5 protein-coding genes (1 of these 5 running past the window's edge) are annotated in these 17,904 nt (G+C 70.8%); all 5 read left to right on the forward strand.

The annotated features are described in order from the left end of the window. Positions 1-8,441: the 3' end of a non-ribosomal peptide synthase/polyketide synthase gene (locus N6H00_RS34045; protein ID WP_268975677.1), read on the forward strand. Its footprint begins 12,190 nt before the window's first position; the window shows 8,441 of its 20,631 coding nt (coding positions 12,191-20,631); its start codon lies beyond the left edge, outside the window; it ends in the stop codon at positions 8,439-8,441. Between the two features lies 1 nt (position 8,442). Then, on the forward strand, positions 8,443-15,411 hold the full coding sequence (locus N6H00_RS34050) for an amino acid adenylation domain-containing protein (RefSeq protein WP_268975678.1): 6,969 nt from the start codon (positions 8,443-8,445) through the stop codon (positions 15,409-15,411). Positions 15,412-15,420: 9 nt separating this feature from the next. Beyond that, complete coding sequence (locus N6H00_RS34055) at positions 15,421-15,993, forward strand: hypothetical protein (RefSeq protein WP_268975679.1); 573 nt, start codon at positions 15,421-15,423, stop codon at positions 15,991-15,993. A 154-nt stretch (positions 15,994-16,147) separates the two neighbouring features. Continuing rightward, a complete protein-coding gene (locus N6H00_RS34060) occupies positions 16,148-16,753 on the forward strand; it encodes a hypothetical protein (protein ID WP_268975680.1) in 606 nt (201 codons plus the stop codon). After that, positions 16,750-17,904 carry a peptidoglycan-binding protein gene (locus tag N6H00_RS34065; RefSeq protein WP_268975681.1) on the forward strand — a complete coding sequence of 385 codons (1,155 nt, stop codon included), beginning with the start codon at positions 16,750-16,752 and terminating at the stop codon, positions 17,902-17,904. The genes N6H00_RS34060 and N6H00_RS34065 overlap by 4 nt, the downstream gene beginning before the upstream one ends.

Below are 17,904 nucleotides of genomic sequence, written 5' to 3' on the forward strand. Positions count from 1 at the left end.
GCGAGCTGGTCTTCGCGGGCCGGGTGGATGAGCAGGTGAAGGTCCGTGGGTTCCGGGTGGAGCCGGGGGAGATCGAGGCGGTGCTCGCGGCTCACGGGGGTGTGGGCCAGGCCGCGGTCGTCGTGCGGGAGGACCGCGAGGGCGACAAGCGGCTGGTCGCCTACGTGGTGTGGGACGGTACGGGTGACGTGGCCGGGCTGCGGGAGTACGTGGCCGAGCGGTTGCCCGATTACATGGTCCCGGCCGCCTTCGTTCCCCTCGACGTCCTTCCCGTGACCGCCAACGGCAAGCTCGATCGCGCCGCGCTTCCGGCCCCCGACTTCGGCGGTGCCACCGCCGGGCGGGGCCCGGCCACACCCACCGAGGAGATTCTCTGCGGGCTGTTCGCCGAGGTGCTGGGCCTGGAGTGGGTCGGCGCGGAGGACTCCTTCTTCGACCTCGGCGGCGACTCCCTGCTGGCCATGCGGCTCATCGCCCGCGTCCGCGCCGTCCTGGGCGCGGAACTCACCATCGGCGAGCTCTTCGCCGCCCCCTCGGTCGCCGGTGTCGCCCGGCTGGCCGGTGCCGCGACCGGCCAGGCACGCTCGGCACTGGTCGCGCGCCCTCGACCGGAGGTACTGCCGCTGTCGTACGAGCAGCAGCGGATGTGGTTCCTCAACCAGCTCGAAGGGGCGGGCGATGGCGCGGCGTACAACCTCCCCCTCGCCCTGCGGATGTCCGGCGACCTGGACCTCGCGGCGCTGGAAACCGCCCTGGGCGACATCGCCGACCGGCACGAGAGCCTGCGCACGATCTACCCGGCGGCCCAGGGCGTCCCCCGCCAGCAGGTGCTCGAAGGCGCCGCCGGCCGGCCGCCACTGGTCGTGGTGGACATCACCGAGGACGAGATCGAGGAAGCCCTCACGACCCACCTGGGCCGCGGCTTCGACGTCAGCGTCGACCTGCCCTGGCGCGTCCGGCTGCTCAGGACCGGTCCCACGGACCACATCCTGCTGATCGTGGCGCACCACATCGCGGTCGACGGCTGGTCGATGGGCGTCCTCACGCAGGACCTGGAAACCGCCTACGCGGCCCGGTGCGCGGGCCGGCTGCCCGGGTGGGAACCGCTGCCGGTGCAGTACGCGGACTACGCGCTCTGGCAGCGCGACGTGCTCGGCGACCTCGGTGACCCGGGAAGTGTGATCAGCGGGCAGCTGGCCCACTGGCGGGAGACGCTCGCCGGCGCGCCCGAGGAGCTGGAACTGCCGACCGATCGGCCCCGCCCGGCCACGCCGTCGTTCCGTGGGCGCACCCTGCCGGTGGAGGTGGCCGCGGAGACGCACGCCCGGCTGGTGGAGCTGGCGCGCGATGGCCGGGCGACGATGTTCATGGTCGTGCAGGCCGCGCTGGCGGTTCTGCTGTCGCGGCTGGGCGCGGGTACCGATATTCCCATCGGTACGGCGACGGCGGGTCGTGGGGACGCGGCGCTGGACGGGCTGGCGGGGTTCTTCGTCAACACGCTGGTGCTGCGCACGGATGTCAGTGCCGACCCGACGTTCGGCGAGGTGCTGGCGCGGGTGCGGGAGACGGATCTGGCCGCGTACGCGCATCAGGACGTGCCGTTCGAGCGGCTGGTCGAAGATCTCAACCCGGCCCGTTCGCTTTCCCGGAACCCACTGTTCCAGATCACGCTCGTCCTCCAGAACCTGCCTGTGTCCCAGGGACGGTGGAATGTCCCCGGGCTGCGGGTCGGGCCGCTGGAGGCCACGTCGCAGGAATCGACCGCCAAGTTCGACCTGTCGCTGACCCTGACCGAACGGCGGGACGGCGAAGGCGATCCGGCCGGGCTCTCGGGCTCGCTGTTGTATGCGACCGATCTGTTCGATGAGGGCACGGTGCGGTTGTTGGCGGAGCGGTTGGTGCGGGTGTTGGAGCAGGTGGGGGCTGATCCGGGAGTGCGGGTCAGTGAGGTCGACGTGGTGGGGGAGCTGGAGCGGGCGCGGGTGGTGGCGGAGTGGAATGCCACGGAGCGTCCGGGGCCGGTGGATTCGGCGGGGGCGGCGGTGTCGTTGGTGGAGCTGTTCGGGGCGCGTGTTGCTGAGGTGCCGGGTGCGGTGGCCGTGGTGGGTGTGGATGGTCGGGAGTGGTCGTATGGGGAGTTGGCGGAGTGGTCGGACCGGGTGGCGGGTGCGCTTGTCGCGCGGGGTGTGCGGCGTGGCGATCTCGTGGGTGTGGTGATGGAGCGGTCGGCGGAGTTGGTGGCGGTGTGGTTGGGGGTGGCGAAGGCCGGAGCCGGTTTTGTGCCGGTGGACACGGGGTGGCCGACAGCACGGCGCGGGTTGGTCTTGGGTCAGGTGGGGTTGGTGGTGGCGGACCGGGGGCTCGGGGTGCCGGATGCGGTGCCGGTGGACGAGCTGTGTGAGGGGCGGGGTGTGGTGCCGGATGTGGTGGTCTCGGCGCAGGACGTGGCGTATGTGATGTTCACGTCCGGTTCCACGGGTGTGCCGAAGGGTGTGGCGGTGGGCCATGGTGCGCTGGCCGCGCTGGTGACGGACGGGTGTTGGAGTGCGGCGGCGCGTGATCGTGTTCTGTGGCATGCGCCGCATGCGTTCGACGCGGTGCTCTTCGAGGTGTGGGTGCCGTTGGTCAGCGGTGGCCGGGTGGTGGTAGCGCCGCCGGGCCGGATGGACGCGGGCACGCTGGCGGGGTTGGTGCGGGCGTATGGGCTGACGGCCGTGCATGTGACGGCTGCTCTGTTCGGCGTGCTCGCTGAGGAGGCGCCGGAGTGCCTGTCGGGCCTGGCCGAGGTGCTGACCGGTGGGGATGTGGTGCCCGCGGGCGCGATCGCCCAGGTCAAGGCGGCTTGCCTGGGGATCGAGGTCCGGCATCTGTACGGCCCCACCGAGACCACCCTGTGCGCCACCACACACATCGTCCCCGCCGACGCCGAACCCCCGGTGGTGTTGCCGATCGGCAGGCCGCGCGACAACACCAAGGCATTCGTCCTCGACGAATACCTCAAGCCCGTCCCCATCGGGGTGCGGGGCGAGCTCTATCTCGCCGGCGCCGGCGTCGCACACGGCTATCTCGGCCGACCGGGGCTGTCGGCGGAGCGGTTCGTGGCATGCCCGTTCACGGGCGGCCGGATGTACCGCACCGGCGACCTCGTGCGGTGGACGGCCGAGGGTGAGCTGGTCTTCGGGGGCCGCGCGGACGAGCAGGTGAAGATCCGTGGCTTCCGGGTGGAGCCGGGGGAGATCGAGGCCGTGCTCGCCGCACACGAGAGCGTGGGTCAGGCCGCGGTCGTCGTCCGTGAGGACCGGGAGGGTGACAAGCGGCTCGTCGCCTACGTCCTCCCCGCGGCGGGCGACGGCACCCAGGACCTGGCCGGGCTGCGGGAGTACGTGGCCGAGCGGCTGCCCGCGTACATGGTCCCGGCCGCCTTCGTTCCCCTCGACACCCTTCCCGTCACCGCCAATGGCAAGCTGGACCGCGCCGCCCTCCCCGCCCCCGACTTCGGTGGCACCACCGCCGGACGCGGCCCGGCCACACCGACGGAGGAGATCCTGTGCGGGCTCTTCGGCGAGGTGCTGGGCCTGGAGTGGGTCGGCGCCGAGGACTCGTTCTTCGAGCTCGGCGGGGACTCCCTGCTGGCCATGCGGCTCATCGCCCGGATCCGGTCGGTCCTGGGCACCGAACTCAACATCGGCGAGCTGTTCGCGGCGCCCACGGTGGCCGGTGTGGCCCGGCTGTTCGACGCCACCTGCCAGGACGGTACCGCTCGGCCCGCGCTGACGCCGCGGCCGCGGCCGGAGGTGCTGCCGCTCTCCTACGCCCAGCGGCGCATGTGGTTCCTCAACCGGCTCGCAGACGTCGGCGAGGGCGCGGGCTACAACCTTCCGCTGGCGCTCCGGATATCGGGAGACCTGGACGTCGCCGCGCTGGAAGCCGCCCTCGGCGATGTCGCCGACCGGCACGAGAGCCTGCGCACGGTCTTCCCGGAGACGGACGGCGAACCGCGCCAGCGGGTCCTGGCGGGCGAGGCGGGCCGGCCGCCGCTCATCGTCGTCGAGACCACACCGGACGAGCTCGGTGCGACCCTGGCGGCGCACTCCGGGCGCGGCTTCGAGCTGAGCGCCGATCTGCCCTGGCGCATCCGGCTGTTGGCGACCGGCCCGGCGGAGTATGTGCTGCTGATCGTGGCGCATCACATCGCCGTTGACGGCTGGTCGATGGGTGTGCTCGCGCGGGACATCGGTGTGGCGTACGCCGCCCGGCGGGCGGGTGGCGCGCCGGGGTGGCAGCCGCTGCCGGTGCAGTACGCGGACTACGCGCTCTGGCAGCGCGAGGTGCTGGGCGATCCGGAGGACCCGGACAGCGTGATCAGCGGCCAGCTGGACTACTGGCGCGAGGCGCTGGCCGACGCGCCCCAGGAGCTGGCGCTGCCGACCGACCGGCCGCGCCCGCCCGCGTCCACGTTCCGGGGCGGCACGGTGCCCCTGCGCGTGAACGCCGAGACCCACGCCCGGCTGGTGGCGGCAGCCCAACAGGGCAACGCGACCATGTTCATGGTGGCCCAGGCCGCACTGGCCATACTGCTGGCGCGCCTGGGCGCGGGCACCGACATCCCCATCGGCACCGCGATCGCCGGCCGTGGCGACGCGGCCATGGACGACCTGGCCGGGTTCTTCGTCAACACGCTGGTGCTGCGCACGGATGTCAGCGCCGACCCGACGTTCAGCGAGGTGCTGGCGCGGGTGCGGGAGACCGATCTGGCAGCCTACGCCCATCAGGACGTGCCGTTCGAGCGGCTGGTCGACGTGCTGAGCCCGGCGCGGTCGCTGTCGCGCAACCCGCTGTTCCAGGTCATGCTCGCGCTCCAGAGCGCCGCGCCGGAGGAGTGGGAGCTGCCCGGCCTGGCGGTCGACACCTTGCCCTCGACCGCGGATCCGGTCGCCCGCTTCGACCTGTCGGTGACATTGATCGAGCACCGTGATGGGGCGGGCGCTCCGGCGGGGTTGGGTGGGGCGTTGTTGTATGCGGTGGATTTGTTCGACGAGGGTACGGCGCGGGGGTTGGTGGAGCGGTTGGTGCGGGTGTTGGAGCAGGTGGGGGCCGATCCGGGGGTGCGGGTCAGTGAGGTCGATGTGTTGGGGGAGGGTGAGCGGTCGCGGGTGGTGGAGGAGTGGAATGCGACGGGGACTGGGGTGCCGGACGGGTCGGTGGTGGAGCGGTTTGAGGGGTGGGCCTCGGTGGCGGCGGATGTGGTGGCGGTGCGGTGTGGTGAGGAGGTGTTGTCGTATGGGGAGTTGGATCGGCGGGCGAATCGGTTGGCGCGTTTTCTGAAGAGTGTGGGTGTGGGTCGGGAGTCGCGGGTTGCGTTGTGTTTGCCGCGGTCGGTGGGTGTGGTGGTGGCGGAGTTGGCGGTGTGGAAGGCCGGTGGTGCGTTTGTGCCGTTGGATCCGGAGTATCCGGTGGATCGGCTTGGGTTCGTGATCGCGGACAGTGGCGCCGGGGTGGTGTTGGGTACGGCGGAGAGTCTGTCGGGGGTGCCGGTGGGCGACGCTCGTGCTGTTCTTCTTGAGGATGTTGGCGGGGTTTCGGATGAGCCGTTGGGGACGGTGATTGTTCCGGAGCAGTTGGCGTATGTGATCTATACGTCGGGTTCGACGGGGCGGCCGAAGGGTGTGGCGGTTGCGCATGGTGGGGTGGCGAATCTGGCTGAGGTGATGCGTCCGGTGTTGGGGATGGACGCGGGTGTGGTGGCGTTGCAGTTCGCCTCGTTCAGTTTCGACGCCGCTGTCCTGGACGTGGTGGTGACGCTGGCCTCGGGTGGCACTTTGGCTGTGGCGACGGCGGAGGAGCGCAGGGATCCGCAGGCGTTGGCGGGGATGGTGGGTCGGTGTGGGGTGCGGGTGGCGAGTGTGGTGCCGTCGCTGCTGGGGGTGTTGGATCCGGCTGCCGTGTCCGGGGTGGGGAATTGGGTGTTGGGTGCGGAGCGGTTGAGTGCGGAGCTGGCGGGGCGGTGGTCGGTGGGTGCGCGGGTGTGGAACACCTACGGTCCGACCGAGGCCACCGTCATCACCACCGCCACCGCCGGACCGCTGGACCCGGCGTTGGAGGATGCTCCGCCGATTGGCCGCCCGCTCCCCAACGTGCGTGTCTATGTGCTGGACGCGTTCCTCAATCCGGTGCCGGTGGGTGTCGTGGGCGAGGTCTATATCGCCGGTGCCGGTCTGGCGCGGGGGTATATCGGTCGTGCGGGGTTGTCGGCGGAGCGGTTTGTGGCGTGTCCGTTCGCGGTTCCGGGTGGGCGGATGTATCGCAGTGGTGACCTGGCGAAGTGGACAGCTGATGGTGAGCTGGTCTTCGCGGGGCGGGCTGATGAGCAGGTGAAGATCCGTGGTTTCCGCGTCGAGCCCGGTGAGATCGAGGCCGTTCTCAGTGGTCACCCGGCCGTGGCCCAGGCTGCCGTGGTCGTCCGTGAGGACCGTCCGGGGGAGCGTCGTCTCGTCGCCTATGTGGTCCCCAGCGGCGAGCTCGACCTGGCGGCTCTGCGTGGTCTGGCCGCCGCCCGGCTGCCGGAGTACATGGTCCCGTCGGTTGTCGTGCTGGAGGCGTTGCCGCTGACGGTCAACGGCAAGCTGGACCGTTCCGCGCTCCCCGCCCCCGACACCATCGGAACGACCGGGGGCCGCGCGCCCGCCACCCGCACCGAGGAGATTCTCTGCGGGTTGTTCGCGGAGGTGCTGGGGCTGGATGAGGTGAGTGCGGATGCGTCGTTCTTCGAGTTGGGTGGTGACTCGATCATGTCGATGCTGCTGGTGTCGAGGGCGCGTAAGGCGGGTTTGGTGGTGTCGGCGCGGCAGGTGTTCGAGCGTCGGAGTCCGGCGGAGTTGGCTGTGGTGGCGGGTGATGTGGCGGTTGCCGGCGCCGTGGTGGGGGGCGGTGATCCGGGTTCGGGTGAGGTGCCGTTGACGCCGGTGATGCTGGAGTTGTTGGGGCGGGCCGGGGCGGAGCGTGTGGGTGGGGTGTATCAGTCGACGGTGGTGGTGGCTCCGGCGGGGATGCGGCTGGAGAGGTTGACCGAGGCCGTTCAGGCGGTGGTCGATCACCATGACATGCTGCGGGCGCGGCTGGAGGTCGAGTCCGGGCCTCGTCTCCTGGTTCCCCCGAGCGTGTCCGTGGCCTCTTGGGTGCATCGGGTCGACGCGGCCGGGGCCGGGGCCGGAGGTGACCTTGACCGTCTCATCGCCGAGGAGTCGCGGGCCGCCGCGGACCGGCTGGACCCGCTGGCGGGGGTGATGGCGCAGGTGGTCTGGTTCGACACGGGCCCGGACACCCCCGGACGGCTGCTGATCCTCCTCAACCACCTCGTGGTGGACGGCGTCTCGTGGCGCGTCCTGCTACCCGACCTGGCCGAGGCGTACACGGAGCTGGCCGCAGGCCGTGAGGTCGTGCTGGAGCCGGTGCCCACCTCCTTCCGGCACTGGGCCCGAGCCCTCCAGGCCGATGCCACCGGTCAGCAGAGGCGTGCCGAACTCCCCGCCTGGACCCAGGTACTGGACGGTGCCGATCCGCTGCTCACCCCACGGCCCGTGGACCCGGAGCGGGACCTCGGTGGCACCGTCCGGCAGCTGTCGGTGCAGGTGTCCACGGAGGTCACCTCGGCGCTGCTGACCAGTGTGCCGACGGCGTTCCACGCGGGTGTCGACGATGTGCTCCTGACCGGGCTGACGGCGGCGGTGACCGAGTGGCGGCGCAGGCAGGGCCAGGACACCGCCGCGTTCCTGCTGGACATCGAGGGCCACGGCCGGGTCCCGCTGGCCGAGGGTGTGGATCTGACGCGTACGGCGGGCTGGTTCACCAGCAGCTACCCGGTGCGGCTCGACATCGGCGTCGTCGACTTCATGGAGCTGCGCTCCGGCGGGGCCGTGGCGGGACGGGTCGTCAAGCGAGTCAAGGAACAGCTGCGGGCCGTCCCTGGCGACGGGCTGGGCTACGGGATGCTCCGCTATCTCAACCCCGAGACCGCACCCACGCTCGCCGCGCTGCCGACGGCCCAGATCGGCTTCAACTACCTGGGCCGCTTCCCCGGCCGCCAGAGCCGGCAGCCCGTGGAACAGCATGCCTGGCAGACCGTTGGCGAAGGCGGCCGGGGCGGCGGCGCCGACGACCGGATCCCGGTCATGCACGCCCTGGAGGCCATGGGCGTCGTCCACGACCTGCCCGACGGCCCGCAGCTCACCCTCATCGTGTCCTGGCCGGCGGAGCTGCTGGCGGAGTCGGCGGCCCGGAGCCTGGCCGACGGCTGGGCCGCGATGCTCACCGGACTGGCCACGCACACCACGGACGACGGCACCGGTGGCCACACCCCCTCCGACTTCCCGTTGGTGGAGATCAGCCAGAGCGAGTTGGACGAGTTCGAAGCGACAGCGCAGCAGATGGAAGAAGGAGCTTGAGATGACCGACTCCGCTCTGGTGGGGGTATGGCCGCTGTCGCCGCTACAGGAGGGCCTGCTCTTCCATGCGATGTACGACGAGGAGGGCATCGACGTCTACGTCGAGCAGATGATCCTCAGCCTGGAGGGCAACCTCGACGCCGCAGCCCTGCGTGCCTCGTGGCAGGCGCTGCTCGACCGGCACGAGAGCCTGCGCGCCGGCTTCCAGCGGCGCGCATCCGGAGCGCCGGTCCAGCTGATCATGCGCCGGGTGACGCTGCCGTGGCGGGAGGAGGATCTGTCCGGGCTGGACGCGGAGGTGGCCTGGGCGGAGTCAGAGCGGCTGGGGGTCGAGGAGCGGGAGCGGCGTTTCGATCTGGCGGTGCCGCCGCTGCTGAAGGTGTTGCTGGTGAAGGTCGGGCCGGAGCGGTACCGGATGATGGTCACATTGCACCACATCCTGCTGGACGGCTGGTCGTTGCCGGTGCTGATGCGGGAGCTGTGGACGTGTTACGAGGCCGGTGGCAGCGCCCACGGCCTGCCACCCGTCACCCCGTACCGCGAGTATCTGGCCTGGCTGGCCCGGCAGAACAAGGAAGAAGGCATGGCGGCCTGGCGGCGGATGCTGGCCGGTGCCGATGAGCCGACGCTGGTGGCGCCGGCCGAGTACAACGGGACACCGACGCACTCCGCCATGGTGTCCGCCAAGGCGAGCAAGGAACTGGATCAGGCGCTGCGCGAGCTGACGCGCCACACCCCCGGCCTGACCCTGAACACGGTGGTTCAGGCCGCCTGGGCCCTCGTCGTCGGAAAGCTGACCGGCCGACGGGACGTGGTGTTCGGCGCCAGCGTGGCCGGGCGGCCGCTGGACCTGCCGGGCATGGAGAACATGCTGGGACTCTTCATCAACACGGTGCCCGTACGCGTTCGCTTCGACCCGGCGCGGTCGGTCGCCGAGACGCTGACGGAGTTACAGCGCGAGCAGTCGGCACTCGTGGACTACCAGTACCTGAGTCTCAGTGACATCCAGCGGCAGGCCGGGCCCGGCGCGCTGTTCGACACGATCATGGCGTTCGAGAGCTTCCCCTCGGACACGAACGCGCGGAAGCCGTCGGGCGACGAGGCCGGTCGACGTGGACCGGGCGGACTGAAGTTCACCGAGCACGGCCTCCGGGAGTCGATCAATTACCCGCTCGGCCTGGTGGTCGGCCCGAGCGGCGGTCTGGGCATGCGGCTGAGCTACCGACCGGACCTGTTCGACGAGGAGACGGCTCAGGGGCTGGTCGACCGGGTGCTTCGGGTGCTGGAGCAGATGGCGGCTGACCCCGAGGCGCCAGTCGGTCGGCTGGATGTGTTGGGTGTGGGTGAGCGGGTGCGGGTGGTGGAGGAGTGGAATGCCACCGGGGCCGTGGTGCCGGACGGGTCGGTGGTGGAGCGGTTCGAGGGGTGGGCCAGGGTGGCGGCGGATGTGGTGGCGGTGCGGTGTGGTGAGGAGGTGTTGTCGTATGGGGAGTTGGATCGGCGGGCGAATCGGCTGGCGCGTTTGCTGAAGAGTGTGGGTGTGGGTCGGGAGTCGCGGGTTGCGTTGTGTTTGCCGCGGTCGGTGGGTGTGGTGGTGGCGGAGTTGGCGGTGTGGAAGGCCGGTGGTGCGTTTGTGCCGTTGGATCCGGAGTATCCGGTGGACCGGCTGGGGTTCGTGATCGCGGACAGTGGCGCGCAGGTGGTGTTGGGCACGGCGGAGAGTCTGTCGGGGGTACCGCTTGGCGACGCTCGTGCTGTTCTTCTTGAGGATGTTGGCGGGGTTTCGGATGAGCCGTTGGGGACGGTGATCGTTCCGGAGCAGTTGGCGTATGTGATCTATACGTCGGGTTCGACGGGGCGGCCGAAGGGTGTGGCGGTTGCGCATGGTGGGGTGGCGAATCTGGCTGAGGTGATGCGTCCGGTGTTGGGGATGGACGCGGGTGTGGTGGCGTTGCAGTTCGCCTCGTTCAGTTTCGATGCGGCTGTTTTGGATGTGGTGGTGACGCTGGCTGCTGGTGGCAGTTTGGCTGTGGCGACGGCGGAGGAGCGCAGGGATCCGCAGGCGTTGGCGGGGATGGTGGGCCGGTGTGGGGTGCGGGTGGCGAGTGTGGTGCCGTCGTTGTTGGGGGTGTTGGATCCGGCTGCTGTGTCCGGGGTGGGGAATTGGGTGTTGGGTGCGGAGCGGTTGAGTGCGGAGCTGGCGGGGCGGTGGTCGGTGGGTGCGCGGGTGTGGAACACCTACGGTCCGACCGAGGCCACCGTCATCACGACCGCCACACCCGCCCCGCTGGACCCGGGGTTGGAGGATGCTCCGCCGATCGGCCGTCCCTTGCCCAACGTGCGTGTCTATGTGCTGGATGCGTTCCTCAATCCGGTGCCCGTAGGCGTCGTGGGCGAGGTCTATATCGCCGGTGCCGGTCTGGCGCGGGGGTATATCGGTCGTCCGGGGTTGTCGGCGGAGCGGTTTGTGGCGTGTCCGTTCGCTGCTCCGGGTGGGCGGATGTATCGCAGTGGTGACCTGGCGAAGTGGACAGCCGACGGTGAGCTGGTCTTCGCCGGGCGGGCTGATGAGCAGGTGAAGATCCGTGGTTTCCGTGTCGAGCCCGGTGAGATCGAGGCTGTGGTGGCGGCCTGTGAGGGTGTGGGTCAGGTCGCGGTGGTGGTCCGTGAGGACGGTCCGGGGGACAAGCGGCTGGTTGCCTATGTGGTCCCCAGTGGTGAGCTTGACGTGGCGGTGGTGCGGGAGTTCGCCGCGGCCCGGCTGCCGGAGTACATGGTCCCGTCGGTTGTCGTGCTGGAGGCGTTGCCGCTGACGGTCAACGGCAAGCTGGACCGTTCCGCGCTCCCCGCCCCCGACACGGCCGGAACGACCGGGGGCCGCGCCCCCGCCACCCCCACCGAGGAGATCCTCTGCGGGCTGTTCGCCGAAGTCATCGGCGTCGAGCGGGTCAGCGCGGATGCCTCGTTCTTCGAGCTCGGCGGTGACTCGCTGCTGGCGATGAGGCTCATTGCCAGGATCCGGGCGGTCCTCGACACCCGGATCTCCGTCCGTGAGCTTTTCACCGCCGCCACCGTCGCCCTCCTCTCCCGCCGCATCGAGGAAGAGGGCAGCGCGGACGGCCGGGCCCGCCCCGCGCTGGTGCCGTTCCTCCGGCCGGACTCCGTACCCCTGTCGTACGCCCAGCGGCGGATGTGGTTCCTCAACCGCCTCGAAGGCGTCGGGGAAGGCGCGGGCTACAACCTGCCGCTGGCGCTCAGCCTTTCGGGTGAGCTCGATGGGGCTGCGCTGGAGGCGGCGCTCGGGGATGTCGCCGACCGGCATGAGAGCCTGCGTACGGTCTTTCCCGAGACCGATGGCGAACCGCGGCAGCATGTGCTGACGGACGGTGCCGGCCGGCCGCCGCTGGTGGTCGTGGAGACCACGGAGGACGAACTGCCGCAGGCCCTGGCGGCGTACTCCGCCCGCGCCTTCGACCTGAGCGTCGATGTGCCGTGGCGGGCGCGGCTGTTGAAGACGGGGCCGGCGGAGCATGTGCTGCTGATCGTGGCGCATCACATCGCGGTCGACGGCTGGTCGATGGGTGTGCTGGGCCGGGAGATCGGGGTGGCGTACGCGGCCCGGCGGGCAGGCCGCGCGCCCGGCTGGGAGCCGTTGCCGGTGCAGTACGCGGACTACGCGCTCTGGCAGCGTGAGGTGCTGGGTGATCTGGAGGACCCGGACAGTGTGATCAGTGGCCAGCTCGGCTACTGGCGCGAGGCGCTGGCCGGTGCACCGCAGGAGCTGGTGCTCCCTGCCGACCGGCCCCGGCCGACGATGTCCTCCTTCCGCGGACGCTCCCTGCCGGTGCGGGTGAGCCCGCGGGTCCACGCCCGGCTGGTGGCGCTCGCCCAGCGTGGACGGGCCACCATGTTCATGGTCGTCCAGGCGGCGCTGGCGCTGCTGCTGTCGCGGATGGGGGCGGGGAAGGACATCTCGATCGGCACGGCGGTGGCGGGGCGTGGGGACGCGGCCCTGGACGGGCTGGTGGGGTTCTTCGTCAACACGCTGGTCCTGCGGACCGATCTGAGCGGCGATCCGACCTTCGTGGAGTTGTTGGCCCGGGTGCGGGAGACGGACCTGGACGCGTACGCGCATCAGGACGTGCCGTTCGAGCGGCTGGTCGAGGACCTCAATCCGGCCCGGTCGCTGGGGCGCAATCCGCTGTTCCAGGTCTCGCTGGGCATGCAGGGCGCGCCGCTGGGTGAGGAGCGGTTGTGGAATCTGCCGGGGCTGCGGGTTCGCCCGTGGGAGTCGGAGGCGGAGGCTTCGGCGCGTGTCGACCTTGCCGTCGACCTGGTCGAGCACCGCGACCGAGACGGCAACCCGGGCGGGATCCATGGCACGTTCCTGTATGCCACCGATCTCTTTGACGAGCGGACGGTGGAGGCGCTGGCGGAGCGGCTGGTGCGGGTGCTGGAGCAGATCGCCTCGGATCCGGCGGCCCGGATGAGCGAGGTCGGGGTGCTGGGCCGTGGGGAGCGGCAGCGGGTGGTGGCGGGGTGGAACGAGACCTCTGCCGAGGTGCCGGTGGCTTCCTTGGGGGAGTTGTTCGACGCCCAGGCGGCTCGGACTCCGGACGCGGTGGCGGTGGTGGGTGCGGATGGTCAGGAGTGGTCGTACGGGGAGTTGCGGGAGCGGGCGGATCGGGTGGCGGGGGCGCTGGCCGCGCGGGGTGTGGTCCGCGGTGACCTGGTCGCCGCGGTGCTGGGGCGGTCGGCGGACCTGGTGGCGGTGTGGCTGGGGGTGGTGAAGGCCGGGGCGGGGTTCGTACCGGTGGATCCGGCGTACCCGGCGGAGCGGATCGGGTGGATGATCGGGGACGCGGCGCCCGCGCTCGTCCTGTGCTCCGAGGAGACGCGGGCGTTGGTTCCGGCCGGGGTGGAGTGCCTGGTGCGGGACCCGTCCGAAGCGGTGGGGCCGGCGCCCGCGGTCTCGGTGGGTGCCGATGATGTGGCGTACGTGATCTACACGTCGGGGTCGACGGGGCGGCCGAAGGGTGTGGCGGTGACGCATCGCGGCATCGGGAACCTGGCGGCCGTGCAGATCGGACGGTTCGCGGTGGGTACTGACGCGCGGGTGCTGCAACTGGCGTCGCCGAGCTTCGACGCTTCGGTGTGGGAGTTCATGGCGCTGCTCGCGGGTGCCGCTCTGGTGATGGCGGACCCGGCCAAGCTGCCGCCGAACGGCTCGCTGGCCGCCACGGTCAAGGAGTTCGGCGTCACCCATGTGAACGTGTCGCCGTCGGTGCTGGCCGCCGTGGAGGAGTTGCCCGACAGTCTCGGCACCGTAGTGGTGGCGAGTGAAGTGTGCCCGCCGGCGCTGGTGGAGAAGTGGGCACCGGGGCGGCGGCTGGTCAACGGGTACGGCCCGACCGAGGTCACGGTCTGCGCCACCCTGAGTGCGCCCCTCCAGGCGGCCGGTCCGGGCCCGGTGCCCATCGGCCGTCCGATCCTCAACACCCGGGCGTTCGTACTCGACGAGCATCTGCACCCCGCGCCCGTGGGTGTGCTGGGCGAGCTCTACGTCACGGGCCCGGGGCTCGCGCGTGGCTACCTCGGCCGTCCGGGTCTGACCGCGGAGCGGTTCGTGGCGTGTCCGTTCACGGGCGGGCGGATGTACCGCACCGGAGACCTCGCCCGGTGGACGGCCGACGGTGAGCTGGTCTTCGGTGGCCGCGCCGACGAGCAGGTCAAGGTACGTGGCTTCCGTATCGAGCCGGGGGAGATCGAGGCCGTCCTCACCGGCCACGAGAGCGTTGGCCAGGTGGCGGTGATCGCCAGGGAGGACCGGGCCGGGGACCGGCGCCTGGTGGCCTACGTCGTCCCGGACGGTGCGGTGGACACGACCCGGTTGCGGACGTTCCTGGCCGACCGGCTGCCCGACTACATGGTCCCGGCCGCCTTCGTGCCGCTCGACGCGCTCCCCGTCACGGTGAACGGCAAGCTCGACCGCGCCGCCCTCCCCGCCCCGGACTTCACCGGCGCGGCGACAGCGGGACGGGGCCCCCAGACGCCCACCGAGGAGCGCCTCTGCGCACTCTTCGCCGAGGTGCTCGGTCTGGAGCAGGTGGGTGCCGAGGCGTCGTTCTTCGATCTCGGCGGCGAGTCGATCCTCGTGATGAAGCTGATCGCCCGGATCCGCGCCGTCCTCGGTGCCGAGGTCAGCATCCGCGCGCTGTTCACCGCCCCGACCGTCGCCGACGTGGCCCGGCTGCTCGACGCCGGCACGGACGCCGATGACACCGGCACCGGTCTGCTGCTGCCGCTCCGGACGGAAGGCGACCGGCCGCCCCTGTTCTGTGTCCACCCGAGCACCGGCCTGGGGCGCTGCTACGCGGAGCTCACGGACCACCTGCCGCCGGACCGTCCGGTCTACGCGTTGCAGGCCCGCGGTTTGGCCACGGACGAGCCGCTGCCGGACACCGTCGAGGAGATGGCCGCGGACTACGTCGCGCGGATCCGGACCGTACAACCGGCCGGGCCCTATCACCTCCTCGGCTGGTCGTTCGGCGGCACCGTGGCCCATGCGATGGCAGCGCTGCTGCAACGGCAGGGCGAGACGGTGGACCTCCTCGTCAGCCTCGACGGCTACCCGGGCACCGAGGAGGCGGAGCCGGCCGAAGGGCCGGCCGGCCGGCAGCGCAGGCGGGTCCGGACGCTCTCGGAGATCCAGCGGGTCAACGCGAACAACATCCGCCTCCTCCAGCACTACACGCCCGGCGTCTTCCACGGGGAGCTGCTGCTCTTCGTCGCCACGGAGGGCCGGCCCGGGGCGGCCCCCGCGCGGACGGCTCCGGACGGCTGGGCGCCGTACGTCGACGGGCGCGTCGAACGGGTCCGGATCGCCTGCGATCACGACGGGATGCTCACCGGAAAGCCCCTCGAAACGATCGGCCGGCTCATTTCCGCGCAGCTGCTCACGAAGGAATAAGGAGAGGGTATGGACGAGAGGGAGAACGCGGCCGCGGGCGGGGCGCCCGAGGGCACGCGCCGGCAGAGCCGAATCGGCATTCTGGTCGTTTCGATCGGGGCCGCCCTGGCGATCGCCATGGTGGCGGGCGGACTGGGCTTCGCGCTCGGTTCCGATGATTCTTCCCCGAAAAGCTCCGCGGGTGCCGGTTCGGGGGACAAGAGAGCCAAAAGTATGGCTTTCGTCGAATGTCTGCGGGAGAACGGGGTGCCGGACTTCCCCGATCCCGCCGCGGACGGCTCCATTCTGCTCGACCCGAACAGCGGTATAGACGTCGGGGGCGGTGCGTACAAGAAGGCGGAGAGGGCCTGCGAGCGTCTGATGCCCGAAGGCCGCCGGGCCTCACCGCCACCCGGCGGGATGCCCGATCTGACGAAGTACGTGGACTGTATGCGGAAGAACGGCGTGCCCGACTTCCCCGATCCCGAAGGGGGCGGCTTCGCTCCCGAGAAGGCCGGGATCGATGTCGAGTCGTCCGAGTTCCGGGACGCCCACAAGGCCTGCCGGCAGCACCTGCCCGCCGGGGCGCCGTCGCCCGCGTAGCCCCGTGGGGCGCCTCCCGTGGCCCCGGCCCGCCGGACGTGTGGTCCGGTGGACCGGGGCTTCCGTATGCCCGGCGGCAGCGAAACCTCGGCGAAACCGCGGCCTCGGTAGAACAGGGGGTACAGGAAATCCAGAAGAATTGGGGGACAGCGGCATGGTGGTTGTCACGGAGCGGTCGGCGGATGACATCTCCGCACCCAAAAAGAAGATGCGACGCAATACCACACTGGCGGCGCTGCTGGCCGGGATCGCCCTGTTCGCCACTGCCTGTGGCGGCGATGACGAACCGGATAAGAGCGTGGCCAGCGTCGGCTCCGGAAACGACTCGCAGTCCAAGCAGCCGGAGGCCGGCAGCCAGGCCAACGGGCTGAAATTCGCGCAGTGCATGCGGGAGAACGGTCTGACCGATTTCAAGGACCCGAAGCCCGGGGAGGGCATGGGAGCCGGGATCGACCCGCAGTCGCCGGAGTTCCAGAAGGCCGAGAAAGCCTGCAAGCAGTACATGCCGGCGCCGCCCCCGGAGGAGGGCGGCGGCGGTCCGGGCGATGTGTGGTCGACCGACGACAAGCTCAAGTACGCCAAGTGCATGCGGAACAACGGCGTGCCGAGCTTCCCGGACCCGGACGAGAGCGGTGGCTTCAAGCTCGAGGTCGACCCGACCACGCCGCAGTTCCAGAAGGCGGAGGAAGCTTGCAAGAAGTACCAGCCCGAGTCCCTGCGCAACATGGAGCCCAACAAGCCCGGCGGGGGTTCGGCGTGAGCGCGACCCAGACACCCACGGAGGACGAGGAAGCCAGCCCCCCGGAGCGGCAGAGCGCGCCGCCACCCGCGCGGCGCAAGCGGCGCGGGCTGACCGCGCTGGTCGTGGTGGCGGTCGTGGTGGCGGCCGGGGCGGGGGTCGTCGTGGCCGATCCGTTCCAGGACACCGCCAAGGACGCGTCGGCCAAGACCACCGCTCGCACCGGGCTGGCGAAGGTCACCCAGGGCACCCTGTCGGCCCGCACCCTGGAGAACGGGACGCTCGGTTACGCGGGTTCGTACGACGTCGTCAACAACACCAAGGGCACCATCACCGAACTGCCCGCCGTGGGCGAAGTGATCGGCCAGGGCCATGTGCTCTACCGGGTGGACGGCAAACCGGTGGTGCTGCTCCAGGGGGCCGCCGCACCGGTCTACCGCGACCTCGCCTACGGAGCCGAGGGAGCGGACGTCCGGCAGCTCAACGCCGCGCTCGTCACCCTCAAGTACGCCACCAAGGCGCAGATCGACCCCGACTCGGACTACTTCAGCATGCAGACCTTCTACGCCCTCAAGGAGCTTCAGGAGGACGTCGGCCTGAAGGTGTCGGGTGAACTGCCCGTCGGGCAGGCGGTGTTCCTGCCCGCCGAGGAGATCCGGGTCATCAAGACCGGTGCCGTGCGCGGTGGCCCGGCCGGACAGGGGCAGAACATCCTCCAGGTCTCCTCGACCAGGCGGCAGGTCACCGTCCAGCTCAACGCCAGCCAGCAGACCGGGGTGGCGGTCGGCGACAAGGTGACCATCACCCTCCCCAACGGCAAGACGACCGCCGGTGAGGTGTCGTCGGTGGGGAAGGTGGCGAAGCAGGTCGAGGACAAGACCACCATCGAGGTGCAGATCAAGCCGAAGGACCCGAAGGCCACCGGCGGGCTCGACCAGGCGCCCGTCCAGGTCGCCATCGTCTCCGACACGGTGAAGGACGTGCTGTCGGTGCCGGTCAACGCGCTGCTGGCGCTCGCCGGCGGCGGCTACGCCGTCGAGGTCGTCGAGAGCGGCGGCAAGCACAAACTGATCGCGGTGCGGACCGGGCTCTTCGACGACAGCGAGGGCAAGGTCGAGGTCAGCGGCGCCGGGCTCGCGGTCGGCCAGAAGATCGCGGTGCCCACGTCATGA

The organism is Streptomyces sp. S465 (assembly GCF_026898115.1).
GTDB lineage: Bacteria > Actinomycetota > Actinomycetes > Streptomycetales > Streptomycetaceae > Streptomyces > Streptomyces luomodiensis.

What these genes read in the sequence shown, in the direction of transcription:
- N6H00_RS34050 (WP_268975678.1), top strand. Translation starts at nt 8,443, where the DNA reads ATGACCGACTCCGCTCTGGTGGGGGTATGGCCGCTGTCGCCGCTACAG.
- N6H00_RS34055 (WP_268975679.1), top strand. Translation starts at nt 15,421, where the DNA reads ATGGACGAGAGGGAGAACGCGGCCGCGGGCGGGGCGCCCGAGGGCACG.
- N6H00_RS34060 (WP_268975680.1), top strand. Translation starts at nt 16,148, where the DNA reads ATGGTGGTTGTCACGGAGCGGTCGGCGGATGACATCTCCGCACCCAAA.